This window comes from Micromonospora sp. SL1-18, from assembly GCF_047921505.1.
GTDB lineage: Bacteria > Actinomycetota > Actinomycetes > Mycobacteriales > Micromonosporaceae > Micromonospora.
Genome location: NZ_JBLROA010000038.1, coordinates 39,025 through 55,244 on the forward strand (window position 1 = coordinate 39,025; position 16,220 = coordinate 55,244).

Consider the following 16,220-nt stretch of genomic DNA (forward strand, 5'->3'; position numbering starts at 1 on the left):
GGTCCTGGGCATGAGCACTCCTCGATGAGGCGTCGGATGATCGCGATCGAGAGGACGGGGAGGCTTTTGCGGTGCGAAAGCGGTTTCGCAGTGCGGCAATTTTCACCGGCCGGCCGGACTCTGTCAATGCCCTCGCGCCGGTATGCTTCCGGCATGCCGTCCAAGCGCAGCGTCCGGTTGAGCGACATCGCGGCGATTGCCGGCGTGTCGCTTTCCACCGCGTCCAAGGCCCTGAACGGGGGCGATCGGATCTCGGAGGAGACCCGGGCGCGCGTGCGTGAGGTCGCGGAGCGGCTCGACTTCCAGCCGAACGCGCTCGCGCGCTCCTTCGCGCTCGGGCGAAGCCGGACCATCGGGATCTTGACCTACCGCGCGGCCAGTACCTTCGCGGGTCCGGTCCTCATCGGCGCGGTGCTTCAGCTCGGCGAGCTGCAACAGGCGTCTCTCGTGTTCGACGAGGACCTGCTCGTGCCGCGCCAGATGACCGACAGCATCCGCGCGCTCCAGGCACGCCGCATTGACGGTCTTCTCGTCGTCGGGGACGGTCACGAACGCGTGTCGCCCTCGGTGACGCACCACTTCGGCGTACCCGTGACGTACGCGTTCGCGGCGTCGGATCACCGCGAGGATGCCGTCTACCTGCCCGACAACGAGGGTGCGGGGCGCCTCGCGACGCGGCACCTGGTGGACGGCGGGCATACGCGTATCGCCCACATCACGGGCGATCGGGACAGCATCGCCGTGCGCCTGCGTGAGCGCGGGATGCGTACGGAACTGGAGGTTGCCGGGCTGAAGCAGGCTGGCGAGACCCGGCACGGGTCCTGGTCTCACGACTGGGGCGCCGAGGCGATGTCTGAGCTGCTCGATTCCGGTGCCGAGGTCGACGCCATCTTCTGCGGCAACGACCATATCGGCCTGGGCGTACTTGAGGTCTGCGCCGCGCGCGGCCTCCGGGTGCCCGCGGACATCGCCGTCGTCGGCGTCGACAACTGGGAAGGCATCGTCCTCGACCAGGGCATCCGCCGGCTGACCACCGTCGATCTGGAGCTGCAGCGGCTCGGCCGGCTGGCCGCCGCCGATGTCCTTTCTCCCGAGCGGGCACCCGGCGAGCACCTCGTGGCGCCGACCCTCGTGCTCGGTCCTTCCTCCTGACGGCACAGCCCGACAGGGCAGCGTTCCTGACAGCACGGCCGTCCTGACGGGCCTGCCGCGTCTCGGCGTGTGCCGGAGTCCTCCGTCGGCATTTGCGTATTGACATCCTCAGTTGGCGTGTGCTTCTCTGCTGCGAAAGCAGTTTCGCAACCCGGTTCCGACAGTGAGGATCATCGGCGTGCCTGAGCTCATCCACCCCGCCCGAGTGCTGGTCACAGGTGCCGACGGGACCCTTGGCCGGCCGATGGTCGAGGCGCTCCTCGCCCGCGGCATCGCCGTCACCGCGCTGTCTCGCACGTGGTCCGCGCCGACACCGGCGGACCGGGTCTTCACCGGCGACGCCGCCGATGAAGTCCTGGTGCGAGACGCGCTGGCGGACGCTGACGCGGTCGTGCATCTCGCGGCGACGGCACACCCCAACCTCGACACGCCGCGGGCCGTGTTCGTCGGGAACACCTCCGCGACGTTCACGGTCCTTGCATGCGCGGGAGAGGCGGGCATCCGCCGGGCGGTCATCGCGAGTTCCATCAACGCCTTCGGCGTACCGATGAATCGGCATGACGTGATGCCCGCATACTACCCGCTGGACGAGGCGTCGCCCGTGGCGCACGACGACGCGTACTCGCTGTCGAAATGGGTTGACGAGCAGATCGGCGCGTTGGCCTGCAGCCGATGGGACATGACCGTCGTCGCCCTGCGCTTCCCGCTGGTCCGCGAGCTCGCCGCGTTGCGGGACACGGTGCGGCGCATGATCACGATTCCCGGCGAACCGGCACGCCTCGCGCGTGAGGGGTGGGCGTACCTGGAGATGTCGGATGCCGTCGATGCGATCCTTCGCGGCCTCACACAGCCGATCTCCGGGATGCATACGCTCCTGGTCGCCGCAGCGGACACCATCATGACTGAGCCCACGGAGAAGCTTCTCGACCGCTACGCCGCCCACGTCGAGCGCAGGCAACGCTTCGACGGACGTCGCGCGCCGATCGACACCTCCGCTGCTCACCGCGTACTCGGCTGGGCCCCCGTCGTCTCGCTCACCGACGGCGAGGCATCCGTCATGGAGGCATCCGCATGAGTCCGCAAGACGCGACGTCCCCCTTCGCCCAGCCCTGGGAAGCACCCGACGACGTGCGCATTACCCGGGTCCGGGCGATCGCGACCGCACCAGAGGGCATCCCACTGCTGGTCGTGAAGGTCGAGACGAACGACGACGGCCTGTACGGGTTGGGCTGCGCGACCTTCACGCAGCGCTGGCGGGCGGTCGCGACCTATGTGGAGGAGCACCTCGCCCGGCTGGTTATCGGCCGGTACCCAGGCGACATCGAAGATCTCGTACGCCTCGCCCGGTTCTCGTCCTACTGGCGCGAGGGCCCGGTCGGCAACAACGCGATCTCCGGGCTCGACCAGGCGTTGTGGGACATCGCGGGAAAGCGGGCCGGACGGCCGGTGCACGAGCTTCTCGGCGGCAAGGCACGCGCAGCGGCCGACACCTACCTACACGCTGCTGGTGCGACCGTGGAGGAGACGCTTGACCAAGCGGAACGCCTCCTGGAGGAAGGGCTACGGCACATCCGGCTTCAAACGGGTCAGCCGGGCGCCGGTCACTACGGTGCCCCGGCAGTGCCCCAGACCGCAGCCGTCGACTATCAGTATCCGGGCGGCTGGAACGTCGAGGAGTACCTTCGGCGTACCCCCGAACTCTTCGCGGCGGCCCGAGCCCGGCTTGGCCCCGACGTCGCTCTGCTGCACGATGTCCACTCGCGGCTCACGCCGAAACAGGCGGTCGTGCTCGCCCGCTCGCTTGAGGCGTACCGCTTGTTCTTTCTGGAAGACGTCGTCGCGCCCGAGCATTGGGACCGCCTGCCCGAGGTACGGGCGGCGTCGCCCGTGCCCCTCGCGGTGGGCGAGCTGACCACATCGCTGACGGACGCGGCGCGCCTCGTGCTCGGCGGGGGCGTCGACTTCATCCGCTCCCACGTCTCCGACATCGGTGGCCTCACCGCGGCGCGCAAGATCGCCGCCGCCGCGGAGCTCGTCGGGGTACGCACGGCGTGGCACGGCCCGGGCGACACGTCGCCCATCGGTGCGGCAGCAAATGTCGCGTTGGATGTGACCAGCCCGGCCTTCGGCATCCAGGAAGGCCACGTGTACGCCGCCGCCGTGCACGACGTCTTCCCCGGGACGCTGCGCATCGAACGCGGCTGGCTGCGCCCCAACGAGGCACCGGGTTGGGGGATCGACCTCGACGAGGCCGCCGCGGCCCGGTTCCCCGCCGGGCTGTCCGGGCACGACGCGTGGGCCGCGCGGGTCCGCGGCCGGGACGGAGGACTCATCGCTCCCTGACCTGCCGCACCGCTCACACCGAGTGATCCACCACCAACAACGTCCGAGGAGACCCATGAAAAGCACAAGAACCCGGCTTCTCGTGCCGGCAGCCCTGGCCGTCGCGGCGCTCGCCCTCGTCCCCGGGTGCAGCGGGTCAAAGAGCGAGTCATCCGGGCCCGTGTCGATCACCGTCGCGGGCATGCCCAACAACCAGCAGCCGGAGGAGCTCAAAAACTTCAACCGCGACATCACCGACTTCACCGCGGCAAACCCCGGCATTAAAGTCACTGGCGACGAAGCCACCTTCGATGTACGCACGTTCCAAGCACTTCTGGCCGGCGGCAAGCTCCCGACCGTTTTCTACGTCCCCTTCACCGAGATGCAGGGACTGATCGCTCGCAAGCAGATCGCCGATATCACCGGCGCCATCCCCAAGGATTCCGCGATCGCCCGGATCAACCCATCCGTTCAGAAGATCGTCAAGGACTCCAGCGACCACATTTACGGGGTGCCAGTTCAGGCGTACAGCATGGGTTTGCTCTACAACCGCGACCTGTTCAAGAAGGCGGGTCTCGACCCCGACAAGCCGCCCACGACGTGGGACGAGGTACGCGCCGCCGCGAAGGCGATCCAGTCGGCCACCGGCGTACAGGGCTTCGCGAGCATGACGAAGGACAACACCGGCGGCTGGGCGCTCACCACGATGAGCTACGCCAACGGCAGCACCATCGAGTCGGCGGACGGCAAGAACGCGACCGTCGACAACGACGCCACCCGCAGCGCACTGGAGTTCTACCGCTCCCTGCGGTGGGAGGACAACACGTTCGGCTCGAACTTCCTGATCGGCTACAACGATGCCATGAAGGCGTTCGCGGGCGGCAAGATCGGCATGTTCGTGCAGGGCGCGGACGCGTACAAGATGCTGGTGTCGAACCTCGGCATGAAGCCCGACGACTTCGGCCTCGCGCCATTGCCGCAGGCGGCCCAGGGGCTGGGTACGCTCGGCGGCGGTACCGTCGCGATCATCAACCCGCGCGCCTCGGCGGACCAGGTGAAGGCCGCGATCAAGTGGGCGGAGTACGTGTACCTCCGCAAGTACGGCAGCCAGGAGGCTGCCGTCGCGGACGCAAAGGCCAAGGCGGCCGACAAGCAGCCGGTGGGCGAACCGGCGCTTTCGCTCTTCGACCAGGCGACGACCGACAGCTATCTCGGCTGGGTGAAGGACTACGTCAATGTGCCGCGGCAGAACTACGCGGCGTACCTCGCCTCCGCTCAGACGATGGCTCTGGTCCCCGAGCCGCCGACGAATACGCAGGAGACGTACGGGACCCTCGACACCGTGGTCCAAGCAGTGCTGACGCGCCAGGATGCCGACATCAACGCGCTCCTCAAGGACGCCCAGCGCAAGGTCCAGGCGACCATCGACGCGGGCTGATCTCCGCTCCCGGCTCCCCGTCGCGCCGCGGCCGCCGTGATGCGACGGGGAGCCCACCAGAACAGACGAGGTGATCTCGCTGACTGTCCAGGCCCCGTCCCGGCCGGCATCCCGCATGCATCAGACCGTGGCGAACCGTCCTTCGCGCCGGCTCATGGGCTGGATACGCCGTGGCGGGCTGTCCACGCTGGTGTTCTTCCTGCCGCTCTTACTGTCGTTCGGCCTCTTCTCGTGGTGGCCGATCCTGCGGTCGCTGCCCCTGAGCGTCCAGCGCACCAATTTCCTGACGACCGACTGGGTCGGCCTCGACAACTTCACGCGAGTCCTGACCGACCCACTACTCCTGACAGCCACGCTCAACACGCTGTGGTTCGCGCTGCTGGCACTCGTGATCGGGTTCCCCGTGCCGGTGATCCTGGCGGTCATCATCGCGGAATTGCGTCGCACCCGCGGACTGGCCTCGGCGCTCGTGTACCTGCCCGTGATCTTCCCGCCCGTGGTGGCCGTCCTGTTGTGGAAGGCCTTCTTCGACCCGAGCCCGACCGGCGTACTCAACACCATCCTCGGGTGGGTGGGGTTGGGGCCGTTGGCGTGGCTCAACGACGGAAACCTCGCCATGACCTCGATCGTGCTGCAAGCCACCTGGGCGTCGTTCGGAACTGCGACAATCATCTATCTCGCCACGCTGATGAGCGTACAGACCGAGCTGTATGACGCCGCGGAGACAGACGGGGCGAATGCGGTCCGGCGGTTCTGGCACGTCACTCTCCCGCAGATGCGCGGCGTGCTGCTCGTGATGATGCTGCTGCAGTTGATCGGCACCTTCCAGGTCTTCACCGAGCCTTACATCATGACCAACGGTGGTCCCGAGAACCGCACGGTCACGATCCTCATGCTGATCTACCGGTACGCCTTCGTATCCGGGGACTACGGACGCGCGACGGCACTGAGCCTACTGCTGGCGATCGCTCTGTCGGGGTTGTCCTGGATCTACCTCCGCGCGACCAAACGCTGGAGCACATCATGACCGCCGACGCCGAACGCAGCATCCTGTCCCGCCTCGATCGGCGCCGCCCCGGCGTACGGATCGCACTCGTCGCCGTCCGAGTGCTGATGTTCGCCTCCCTCGCCGTCCTGTGCTTGGGACCGCTGTTCTGGCTGTTCAAGGCCGCGACATCGACCTCGACCGAGACGCTTTCCGCGCCGTTCTCGTTCTGGCCGAGCGGGATCCACTGGAGCACCTTCGACGAGGTGTGGACGAAGGTCGACTTCGCGCGCTACTTCTTCAACACCCTCTGGCTCATGACCGGGTCGCTGTTCCTCGGGCTACTCGTCGCGACGACCGGCGGCTATGGGCTCGCCGTCCTGAAACCAAGGTACGCCAAGGCCGTATTCGCAGCGATCCTCGCGACGCTGTTCATTCCCGGCGTCATCTCGCTCATCTCGCTCTACCTGACCGTGATGGATATACCGCTCGTGCACGTCAACCTCATCGGAACCCTGTGGGCGGTGTGGTTGCCCGCCTCAGCGAACGCGGTCAACGTGCTGCTCATGCAACGGTTCTTCGCGGCCATCCCCGCCGACCTGTTCGAGGCGGCCCGAATCGACGGCGCCGGTCCCTTCCGAATCTTCGTCTCGCTCGTGCTGCCAATGTCACGGCCGATCCTGGGCGTGGTGAGCCTGCTGACACTCGTCGGGGCATACAAGGAGTTCCTGTGGCCGCTGCTGGTGCTGCCGAATCCGCAGGACCAGCCGATCTCGGTCGCGCTGCCGCGGCTGGAAAGCTCCATCGACTTCGCACAATTCATGGGCGCCCTGTTCATCTCCGTGATCATCCCGGTGGTGCTCTTCCTCGTGTTCCAGCGACAGTTCCTGCGGGCCGCGGGCAACTCGGGAGCGCTGAAGGGTTGAGCGTGGACCTCGCCAATCCGGTCCGCGTCGGAACGGACCGCCTCGGACCGAATGCCTGATCTCGGAAGGAACCCCATGCCTCGATTTGACCTCAACCTCGACGAGCTCCGCGCGTACCGGCCCGATGTACGCGAGCCGGCGGACTTCGACGACTTTTGGACGCGTACGCTCGCCGAGGCGCGCGCCGCAGGCGACAAACCGTCGTTCACGCCGGTCGAGTCGCCCCTGACTGCATGCCGGGTCTTCGACGTGCGGTTCTCCGGGTACGCGGGTGACCCGGTCGCGGGGTGGCTGCTCATTCCGGCCGACGCCGAGGCGCCGCTGCCCACCGTCGTGCAGTACCTCGGCTACGGCGCGGGTCGCGGCCTGCCGCACGAGTGGCTTCCCTGGGTTGCCGCCGGATACGCGCACTTCGTCACGGACACGCGAGGGCAGGGGGCGATGTGGGGCGTCGGCGGCGCCACACCCGATCCGCACGGCAGCGGCCCCGCCGCGAATGGCGTCATGACCCGCGGCATCGAGAGTCCCGACACGTACTACTACCGCCGTGTGTTCACCGATGCCGTACGCGCGATCGACGCTGTCCGGGAGCATCCGCTGGTCGACGCGGGTCGCGTGTCGGTCTGCGGAGGCAGCCAGGGCGGCGGCATCGCGTTGGCCACCGCCGGGCTGTCCGACGGCCTCGTCGCCGCCCTGCCGGACGTCCCGTTTCTATGTCACTTCGAGCGGGCAGTCGGCTTTACCGACCGTGACCCGTACCAGGAGATCGTCCGATACCTCGCGGTGCAACGAGGCATGACGGAGCGGGTCTTTACCACTCTGTCCTACTTCGACGGAGTGTCCTTCGCCTCTCGCGCGTCAGCGGCGGCGCTCTTCTCCGTCGGTTTGCTGGACCAGACCTGCCCCCCGTCCACGGTGTTCGCTGCCTTCAACGCGTACGCGGGGGAGAAGACGATCACAGTCCACCCCTTCAATGATCACGAAGGCGGAGCCGCGGGACAGTGGGCGCTCCAAGCATCCTTCCTCGCGGATCGGCTGGGCCGGTGAGCACCCCAGTCCGCTACGGCGTCAATTACCTGCCCAGCCGCGACTGGTGGTACGCGTGGGTCGACTGGAACGAGGCTGACATCGCCGGAGACCTCGACGTCATCGCCGGACTCGGCTTCGACCACGTGCGCATCCAGTGCTTGTGGCCCTTGTTTCAGCCGAACCCGGCGTACGTCTCCTCGGCGATGCTCACCCGGCTCGTACGCCTGCTCGACCTCGCCGAAACGCGCGGCCTAACAGTCTGCCCGACCGTGCTCGACGGCTGGTTGAGCGGCTTCGACTTCCGTCCCGCCTGGCTACGGGATGCCAATCCTTTCACCGATCCAGACGCGGTGGAAGCGGCCGCGCTGTTGGTGACCGCAGTCGCCAGGGCTGTCTCGGCGCACCCGGCCCTGTGGTGTCTCGACATCGCGAACGAGCCGAACGTGCTGATGCGACAGTCCGGGCTCGCATCAGGCACCTGCGATGGCTGGGCGCGTCGCATGGTCATGGCCGCACGCGCTGGGGCTCCGGGCGTGCCGGTGACTGTTGGTGTTGATCACGAGCCCTGGATGACCGGGGACTGCGCGCTCACCGCGGCGACGGTTGTGGACATCTCGGACCTGGTCGCCATCCACGCCTGGCCGTACTTCACCGGCGCCTTGGCACGGTTCGGTGATCAGGAGCGCGGCGCATGGGCGATCCCGGACTACCTCGCCCAGGTCGCGTTAGCGATCCTCAACGGACGACGAAAACCGCTGTGGGTGCAGGAGGTCGGCGTGTCCGACCTCTGGCTCAAGCAGGCGACGGTGCCGGACTTCGCCGAACGGATGCTGCGGCGGATCGCAGCGATCCCAGAGGTGACCGCCGTGACGTGGTGGGCATCGCACGACATCGATCGCCGGTTGCGCGGCTTCGACGAACTCGAATACGGGCTCGGTCTCATTGATACGGAGAACACCGTAAAGCCGATCGGGGAGCGCGTCCGCGACGTGATCGCTGAGCTGGGGACTCACAGCACGCCTCCCGAGCATGCCATCCGTGGCATTCCCCTGCCGCTGGGAACCGTCCCGGACCTGAATTTCGCGTCGGAATGGTTCACCCAGATGAGCACCGACGCCGGTCCGCGGATCGTACGCGAGAGCCCCCGATGAGTGCCGGTTTCAGCTTCGCTCTTGCTTGCCGAGAGAGTGCGACGCCTGACGCACGACGAATGCCGTGACAGCCTGCGCCGGATTAGAACCCCCCAAGACGTCAGCTCGAACAACTTGATGCCGTGACCAATGCCTGCCAAGGGTCACCGTCAATAGCGCCAGCACGCGCCGGCAGCCAGCTCGTGCCCTACCAACTCGTCGGCGATGACACCGCCACTGGAGCCCAACCCCGGCCGACCGGCCGATAAACCCGAGGCGCGAAAGGGAAACGACCGCGTGAGTACACAGCTGCAGACGGACGTCCTGGTGGTCGGCGGGGGAGTCGGCGGCGTCGCCGCCGCGCTGACCACCGCCAAACTCGGCCGCAAGGTGATACTCGCCGAGGCCACCGAGTGGCTCGGCGGCCAGCTCACCAGCCAGGCGGTGCCACCGGACGAGAACGCCTGGATCGAGACCCAACTGGCCGCCGTCAGTTACGCCGACTTTCGGCAGCGCATCCGCCGTCACTACCGGGACAACTACCCGCTGACACCGCGGGCCGCGGCCGATCCGCTGCTCAACCCGGGCCTGGGACTCGTCAGTCGGCTGTGCCATGAACCCCGCTCGGCCCTCGCCGTCATCAATCAGCTGCTGGCACCGTGGCAGTCCGCCGGTCGCGTGACGGTCCTGCCGCAGCACAAACCGGTCGCGGCCGACACCACCGAGGATCAGATCACCGCAGTCACCCTTCGCCGCCCCGACGGCAGCGACATCACCGTCACCGCCGACTACATCCTGGACGCCACCGAACTCGGCGACCTGCTGCCCTTGGCCGGAGTGGAGCACGTCATCGGCGCCGAAGGCCAGGACGCCACCGGCGAACCCCACGCGCCGCCAGTCGCCAACCCGCTCGACCAGCAGGCGATCTCGTGGTGCTTCGCCCTAGAACACCGACCCGGCGAGGATCACACCATTAACCGCCCGGCGGGCTACGACTTCTGGCGTACCACGGTCGCCCCATTCTGGCCCGGCCCGCAGCTGTCCTGGATCGACGTCGAACCGATCACCCTCAGTACGCGCAACCGGCCCATCTTCCGCGACGACCCTGGCAGCGGGCCCGCAGACGACCTGTGGCACTACCGGCGCATCCTGGCCGCCCGCCAGTTCACCGGCACCGCCTTCGCCGACATCACCCTGGTCAACTGGCCGCAGATCGACTACTGGCAGACCCCGCTGCTCGGCGTCGACGACGCCACCCGGGCCGCCACGCTCGACGGTGCCCGCGACCTGTCGCTGTCGTTCGTGCACTGGATGCAGACCGAGGCACCGCACCCGGGGGGCGACGGCGCCGGATACCCCGGGCTACGGCTGCGGGGCGACATCACCGGAACGACCGACGGATTGGCCATCGCCCCCTACATCCGCGAATCGCGCCGCATCCAGGCCGAGTTCACCGTCCTGGAACAGCACGTCGGCGTCGACGCCCGCCCACCCGGAGCCGGCAGCCAGATCTTCCCCGACAGCGTCGGCATCGGCCACTACCGCATCGACCTGCACCCCAGCACCGCCGGGCGTACCTACGTCGACGTCGAGTCCTACCCGTTCCAGATCCCGCTCGGCGCCCTCATTCCGATCCGGGTCGACAACCTGCTCGCCGCAGGCAAGAACATCGGCACCACCCACATCACCAACGGCTGCTACCGGCTGCACCCGGTCGAGTGGAGCATCGGCGAGGCCGCCGGCGCCATGGCAGCGTACTGCCTCGACCGGGGCGTGCCACCCCGCAAGGTCCGCGTCGACCACACCCACCTGACCGACTACCAGCGCCTGCTCACCGACACCCTCGGCATCACCCTCACCTGGCCAGACGAGATCCGCAAACACCGAGCACCGTGAATCAGCGCGGGAAGAGAAGTATTCCGGTCCGTCCCCGACCAGCTGCATCAGAGGCACACCGACGAGCAGACCGCATATCGCGGCTCACGCCGACTTCTCCACCAGCTTCATCTCTCGCGGCCGCAGAGGGGTTCGGCCCGCCAGGCCGAAAACTGCTACGGGTCAGCTTGGCCGTGAGCCCGTCGCTACGTTCAGCTAACACACAGAAATGACCGTTTGGCTGATCCGAAGGTCGACGGAAGGACCGTACGTTCCTTCCTTTGGTTGTCATGCAAAGGTGGAAAGGATCCCAAAGTGGACGGTCAGACCGACTTCCTACTGTACGTGGGTGCGTTGGGCCTCAGCGGTGTGCTGCTCGCAGTGCTCGCGATCTTCGGCCTGGGAAGCCGCATCGTCAACGGACTCATCGGGCTCATTGCACTCGGCTACTCCGGCTACCTGTTGTACGAATACCTGACGATGGAGGAGTTCACGTACCAGCGGTTCGTCTACGCCTACATCCTCCCCGCCATCGCGATCTATCAGCTGTACAAGGGCATCAAGGACCGCAAAGCGGCCGCCGCCGAGCCCGCTGCCACAGGAGCCGAGGCCAGTTAGTCATCGGCCGGCGCGGTCGCCAAGAGATATGAACGGCCCGGGACGGCCAACTGGTCGTTCCCGGGCCCGTCCAAGTCGCCAGGCGGGACTGTAAAACAACGGCTCTGGTGCACTTTCGGTGATGATCACGTGTGATGCTCGTGCATATTGCGTACTTGTCATGGTGCTGGTTGGCGGTCTTCGCGCTGCGGCTGTCTTACCATCCACCGCGATCTGCGGCAACCGCGGCCGAACCTTTTTTGGATCGCGGGCAGAGCGGCCTCTACGAGCCTCGCGCCCGAGGCCAGGGAGCTCACGTCCACGGTCAACGCCGCGCCCGCAATACCTCCCTGACGCGGAGCTAGCATCGGTGCCGATGTGGCAGCCGTACGTAATGATCAGGACTTCGACGCGGTCGCGGATGTGATATTGCCAAGCGTCCAGCAGCGGGCCACAGGTCACCTGCCAGCCGACCTCCTCGGCGGTCTCCCGGACCACGCACTCGGCCCGTTCCTCACCGAGGTCCAGCTTCCCGCCAGGCAGCTCCCACTCGTGGATGTGCCGCTGCACGGTGCGGACGCTCCAGCCGAAGGTGCGGGCGATGACCGCGTCGGTGGCGCCGCCGGCGAGCAGACCGAGCAGTGCTGGTCGCGGTGGTCAAGCTGAGTCCTGCTGTCCTGGGACTCCGAGCGGTCGAGGGGACGGCGCGATCCCAGATCGCCTCGAAGAGGCCGGGTGCAGCGTCATCATCGGCATTGCCGCCAACACCAGCTTGGCCGAACACCGGTCGGTCCAGATCAAGGAGCCTTGCGTAACACCCTGACCGTCGGCCTGGCCTTGCGCGACTCTGTCGCCTAATTCTGTCTATGCCGCGAGGGTGAGATCGAGCATGCTCAGATGGGCGTTCGGGTGCGTTGCATGGGTGTGCCGCTCCACCATGGGTAGAGGCGGATGAGGGTGACCGCGGTCGCGGCGAAGGCGTGTTCAAGGTTGACTATGCCGAGACCGACGCATCAAGCCTGGTGGATGTCGGTGGCTGCGGTGGCCTGGTGGATGGTGCCTTGGATTCCGGCGCTGGTGCGGTAGGTCCGTTTCCAGGCGTCGGTTTGCTGCTCGCGGCGGGCGTTGCAGAGGACTTCGGGCAGCGCTGCCGGTCGATACGGCTGTGGGGCTGGGTGGTGATGGCCGTGATGACGGCAAGATGCTCATCCCCGCATACTCAAAGCATCCCGGCCATCATCAACCGACTTCGCTTCGGCTCTGCTGCGTCCATGAACCATCCTGCTCCAAAAAGGAGGGATAGGCCTGACGTGACCGCATCCGGCCATGCGTACGCATCCATAAATAGGACTGCCGCGCATAGAGTGACTGAAACGGCTCATAGGAGGGCAGGTATGACGAGTATCGCCCATGCGCCGTTCTCTTTTCATCTGCAGATCATTTAAGCGAGCGGAGCAGTGGCACTTGGCGCAGCGGCGCCCGCGACCGGCAGCGCGCCCCGGGCGCAAACCCGCACAGCGACACGCGCCGTGCGATGCACGACCCGAGGCGCGGCAGGATCCCGACGGCTGAGACCACGGAGGGGTAACCATGAGCACCGAGATCACCAGGCGAACCGCCCTCGCCCTGATCGGCGTCGCGGCCGCGGGCGGGACGCTCGCCCGCCCCGGCCGCGCGATGGCCAGCGACATCGTCCGCGTCCTGCTCGACGGCGCACCGGTCGCCCCGGGTACGTATGCCTACCCATCCGAGGTCCGGGAGCTGGTGCTCGACAACGGCCTCGTCCGCTTTACCTTCGGCGCCCGCAACGCCACGGTGAGCTCGGTCGTCGTCGATGGCGTAGAGCTCGCGCACAACCTCACCGGGCAGTCGTTCTACGTTGACGCGAGCGGCGGGGCCACCCGCCTCGTCTGCTCCGAAATCAGAGTGCTCCGGCTGACCCCGGACCTCGCCGAGGTTGCCGTGGTCGACACCACCAGCACCCTGCTGCGGCACGAGCACCACCTGGTGATGCGGCGCGGTCGGCGAGGGCTCTACGGCTACAACATCCTGACCGCAGTAGCCGCCACCACGATCAACGAGGTGCGGATGAACAGCCGGTGGGATCGGAGCATCTTCGACCACGCCTTCAGCTGGGAGCGGGGCAAGGGGCAGCAGCCGACGTACGCCTACCTGAACACGCAGATCCGCGTCCAGGACGAGACATGGCGCATTGACGGGATCAACAACCCGGATCTACCCGCACCGGAGAACAATGCGGGCAACCTGCCGCCGGGCACCGTCTACAGCAAATACAACTGGAGCCTGTACCACCACGAGAACCCGATGTTCGGCCACTACGGGCACGGCTTCGGAGTCTGGTTCACCCCGCTCGGCGGGGTCACCGACCAGACCCTGTGCGCGTTCTACGGCGTCGGACCCAACCACCAGGACCTGGCCATCCACCAGGACGCCATCATCCTCAACTACTTTGGCGCCAACCACTACGGCCTCCCCGCGTATCCGCTGCCCGCTGGCTACCGCAGGCTGTACGGGCCGTGGTACACGTTCCTCACCACCGGCGACCCGGACGACCCGGACGCGATGATCGCCGAGGCGGCCGAGATCGCCAAGGCGGAGATCGAGGAGAACCGGGCCGGATCGGCCTGGATCGACGATGCGCTGTACCCGACGCCGGCGCAGCGCACCACGGTTACCGGCAAGCTGCGCATTGCCGACGGCCGGCCCGCTGGCAGGCACTGGGTCCTGCTGTCCACGCAGGACGTGACCGACGTCTACACCATCCACGAGCCGACCTACTTTATGAAGACAGCGGAGGACGGCAGCTTCAGCCTGCCCGGGATCCCGCCGGCCTGGCAGCCGGGGACCACCACGCCCGGCAGTTACATCCTGTACATGTTTGCCGCGGACGGCTCGGTCAGCGAGCAGTTCAAGCTGACCGGGATCACCGTCAGCGGGGCGATCCAGGACCTTGGCGAGATCGTCTGGGCACCGACGAACCGCACCACGTTCCTCTGGCAGATCGGCCGGGCCGATCGGATGGGCGGCGAGTTTGCGCTCGCCACCAACCCCGCGGACTTCTCCCACCCGCGAGCGTTCGAAAAGCCGGCCCAGATACCGGGGAACTTGACGTTCACGATCGGGGAGAGCTGGGAACCACAGGACTGGTACTACGCCCAAACGAACGCGGGCACCTGGACGATCGCGTTCGAGCTGGACCGCTTGTACACCGGCACCGGGTACCTCACGGTCTCCAGTTCGATGCAGCAGAGCGGCCGGCCGACCGTGGCCGTCAACGGTTCCACGACGGATGTCGCGGGCTCGCTGCCGAACAACAACGACTCGACGATCGCCCGCCAGGCCGACCGTAGCGGCTTCCCCCGGCTCGCCACGCTGTCGTTCCCGGCGTCGATGCTGGCGGTCGGGACCAACACGATCACGTTCACCCGCGGCGCTGGCACCGCCGCAGGCACCGGGTTGGGGTGGGACACCCTGCTGCTGGAGGTGGATGAGTCCGCGGCGCCCGGCCCGGCGCAGCTGGTCGGCCAGGTGGCCGGCGTCGACCGCGACCACCACGGCCGCCCAGGCGCGACGGTTTGGACGGTCGAGGTGACCAACACTGGCGGCGGCGCAGCCAACGACGTGCGGCTGGACGGCTTCGCGCCGACCGGACCGGGCAAGACCGGCAAGTCCGGCCACTCCATCACGAGCCGGGATCCGGGCCGGTTCCCGGTCCCCGTCGCGGCCAGCATCCCGCCCGGCGGGACCGCGACGTTCGAGGTGTCGGTGGACTTCACCGGTGCCCCGAATCTGTTCCAAAGCGAATTCGAGGTCCGGGTCAGCGCGAACGGCGGGCGGGCCCGGACCGTGTTCACCGGGCGCTGACGGCCGTGTCGGAGACCGACCAGATGGCAACGAACGGTGACTACTGACAAGGGTGCTCCGCTGGACCAGAGTGACAGCGATGGCGGCGGGCTCACCGGCACCCCTTGTGGTGTACAGGGTGCTGGGCATGCTGGCGCGGCGGCTGGTGGCAGAGGGCGCCCGGTGGGGCGTGGCGGCGATCTGCGTCGGCGTCGGGCAGGGGATGGCCGTGGTGCTGGAGAATGTGCGCAAGGGGGGTGCAGCATGACGGCGCGGTTTGAAAGCGCCCTGGGTTCCGTGAAGGATGCGGCCAGGGCTTCCTGGGCGTGATCTTGATGGTATTCGGACTCGTACTCGAGCGGTGGCCGGTGGCCGACCGCGGAGCAGGCGCTCGTGGTTGAACCAGGAGATCCAGTCGGCGGTCGCGGTCTCAAGCTGCTGGCGCGCTCCAGGACCGGCGCCGGTTGATGACCTCGGTCTTGTAGAGCCTGATGCTCGATTCCATCAGTGGCGTTGTCCAGCAACACCCCGGAATCGTGCTCCGGCAACCTCGGCTTCCGTTGCGCGAACGACGGCGCGGTGCGCCGCCCGTCGATGAGCTGAACGCTACGGGGACGTCAACCGCGTGATCATGTAACCCACCGCAGCTGACCTCTTCGAGCACTCGCCGAAGTGGTCATGCCCGCAGACCGTGCCTGGTCAAGCATCTTGATCTATTGCCTGGTCGAAGTAGATGGTGGGGCGGATGACGCGTTCAACATCGTCGTCTGCTCGGGTAGTCGGGGGTGTCTGAACGAGTAAAGGTACAGGGCCCATGATCACTAGATGATCATGGGCCCTGTACCTTTTATGCCAGCATCGCTGTTCGTGCCCATGGTGCGCGGTCGTTTGAGGATGCCGTG

Annotated in this window: 13 protein-coding genes and 1 pseudogene; 13 read left to right on the forward strand and 1 reads right to left on the reverse strand. The window is 67.2% G+C overall.

Going from position 1 to position 16,220, the window contains the following annotated elements; all coding sequences use genetic code 11:
• Window positions 1–153 precede the first annotated feature (153 nt).
• The 10 genes from ACNAW0_RS19075 to ACNAW0_RS19120 all read left to right on the forward strand — a co-directional run bounded on the left by ACNAW0_RS19075 (window position 154) and on the right by ACNAW0_RS19120 (window position 11,475).
• Window positions 154–1,152 (forward strand): LacI family DNA-binding transcriptional regulator, encoded by a 999-nt coding sequence (locus tag ACNAW0_RS19075; protein ID WP_416289266.1) that lies wholly within the window; start codon window positions 154–156, stop codon window positions 1,150–1,152.
• Window positions 1,153–1,315: 163 nt separating this feature from the next.
• Window positions 1,316–2,227, forward strand: coding sequence for an NAD-dependent epimerase/dehydratase family protein (locus ACNAW0_RS19080; RefSeq protein ID WP_416289267.1), 912 nt, complete (start codon window positions 1,316–1,318; stop codon window positions 2,225–2,227).
• Window positions 2,224–3,495 carry an enolase C-terminal domain-like protein gene (locus ACNAW0_RS19085; protein WP_416289268.1) on the forward strand — a complete coding sequence of 424 codons (1,272 nt, stop codon included), beginning with the start codon at window positions 2,224–2,226 and terminating at the stop codon, window positions 3,493–3,495. The genes ACNAW0_RS19080 and ACNAW0_RS19085 overlap by 4 nt, the downstream gene beginning before the upstream one ends.
• Window positions 3,496–3,676: 181 nt before the next feature.
• Window positions 3,677–4,912 (forward strand): extracellular solute-binding protein, encoded by a 1,236-nt coding sequence (locus ACNAW0_RS19090; protein ID WP_416289269.1) that lies wholly within the window; start codon window positions 3,677–3,679, stop codon window positions 4,910–4,912.
• Window positions 4,913–5,027: 115 nt separating this feature from the next.
• Window positions 5,028–5,939, forward strand: coding sequence for a carbohydrate ABC transporter permease (locus tag ACNAW0_RS19095; protein ID WP_416289270.1), 912 nt, complete (start codon window positions 5,028–5,030; stop codon window positions 5,937–5,939).
• Window positions 5,936–6,823 (forward strand): carbohydrate ABC transporter permease, encoded by an 888-nt coding sequence (locus ACNAW0_RS19100; protein WP_416289271.1) that lies wholly within the window; start codon window positions 5,936–5,938, stop codon window positions 6,821–6,823. Before ACNAW0_RS19095 ends, ACNAW0_RS19100 begins: the two co-directional genes overlap by 4 nt.
• A gap of 75 nt (window positions 6,824–6,898) precedes the next feature.
• A complete protein-coding gene (locus ACNAW0_RS19105; protein WP_416289272.1) occupies window positions 6,899–7,870 on the forward strand; it encodes an acetylxylan esterase in 972 nt (323 codons plus the stop codon).
• Window positions 7,867–9,003: a glycoside hydrolase 5 family protein gene (locus tag ACNAW0_RS19110; RefSeq protein ID WP_416289273.1), complete on the forward strand. Its 1,137-nt coding sequence runs from the start codon at window positions 7,867–7,869 to the stop codon at window positions 9,001–9,003. The genes ACNAW0_RS19105 and ACNAW0_RS19110 overlap by 4 nt, the downstream gene beginning before the upstream one ends.
• Window positions 9,004–9,279: 276 nt before the next feature.
• Window positions 9,280–10,878, forward strand: coding sequence for an FAD-dependent oxidoreductase (locus tag ACNAW0_RS19115; protein ID WP_416289274.1), 1,599 nt, complete (start codon window positions 9,280–9,282; stop codon window positions 10,876–10,878).
• Window positions 10,879–11,172: 294 nt separating this feature from the next.
• Entirely contained in the window at window positions 11,173–11,475 is a 303-nt protein-coding gene (locus ACNAW0_RS19120) for a hypothetical protein (RefSeq protein WP_416289275.1), read from the forward strand.
• A gap of 342 nt (window positions 11,476–11,817) precedes the next feature.
• On the opposite strand, the pseudogene ACNAW0_RS19125 reads toward ACNAW0_RS19120, so the two are convergent.
• Window positions 11,818–12,057: pseudogene (locus tag ACNAW0_RS19125) on the reverse strand (NUDIX domain-containing protein); the annotation flags it as partial.
• Between the two features lie 377 nt (window positions 12,058–12,434).
• On the opposite strand from ACNAW0_RS19125, the gene ACNAW0_RS19130 reads away from it, so the two are divergent.
• The 3 genes from ACNAW0_RS19130 to ACNAW0_RS19140 all read left to right on the forward strand — a co-directional run bounded on the left by ACNAW0_RS19130 (window position 12,435) and on the right by ACNAW0_RS19140 (window position 15,586).
• On the forward strand, window positions 12,435–12,899 hold the full coding sequence (locus ACNAW0_RS19130; protein ID WP_416289276.1) for a hypothetical protein: 465 nt from the start codon (window positions 12,435–12,437) through the stop codon (window positions 12,897–12,899).
• A 145-nt stretch (window positions 12,900–13,044) separates the two neighbouring features.
• Complete coding sequence (locus ACNAW0_RS19135; RefSeq protein ID WP_416289277.1) at window positions 13,045–15,339, forward strand: polysaccharide lyase family protein; 2,295 nt, start codon at window positions 13,045–13,047, stop codon at window positions 15,337–15,339.
• Window positions 15,340–15,418: 79 nt separating this feature from the next.
• Window positions 15,419–15,586: a hypothetical protein gene (locus ACNAW0_RS19140; protein ID WP_416289278.1), complete on the forward strand. Its 168-nt coding sequence runs from the start codon at window positions 15,419–15,421 to the stop codon at window positions 15,584–15,586.
• Window positions 15,587–16,220 lie beyond the last annotated feature (634 nt).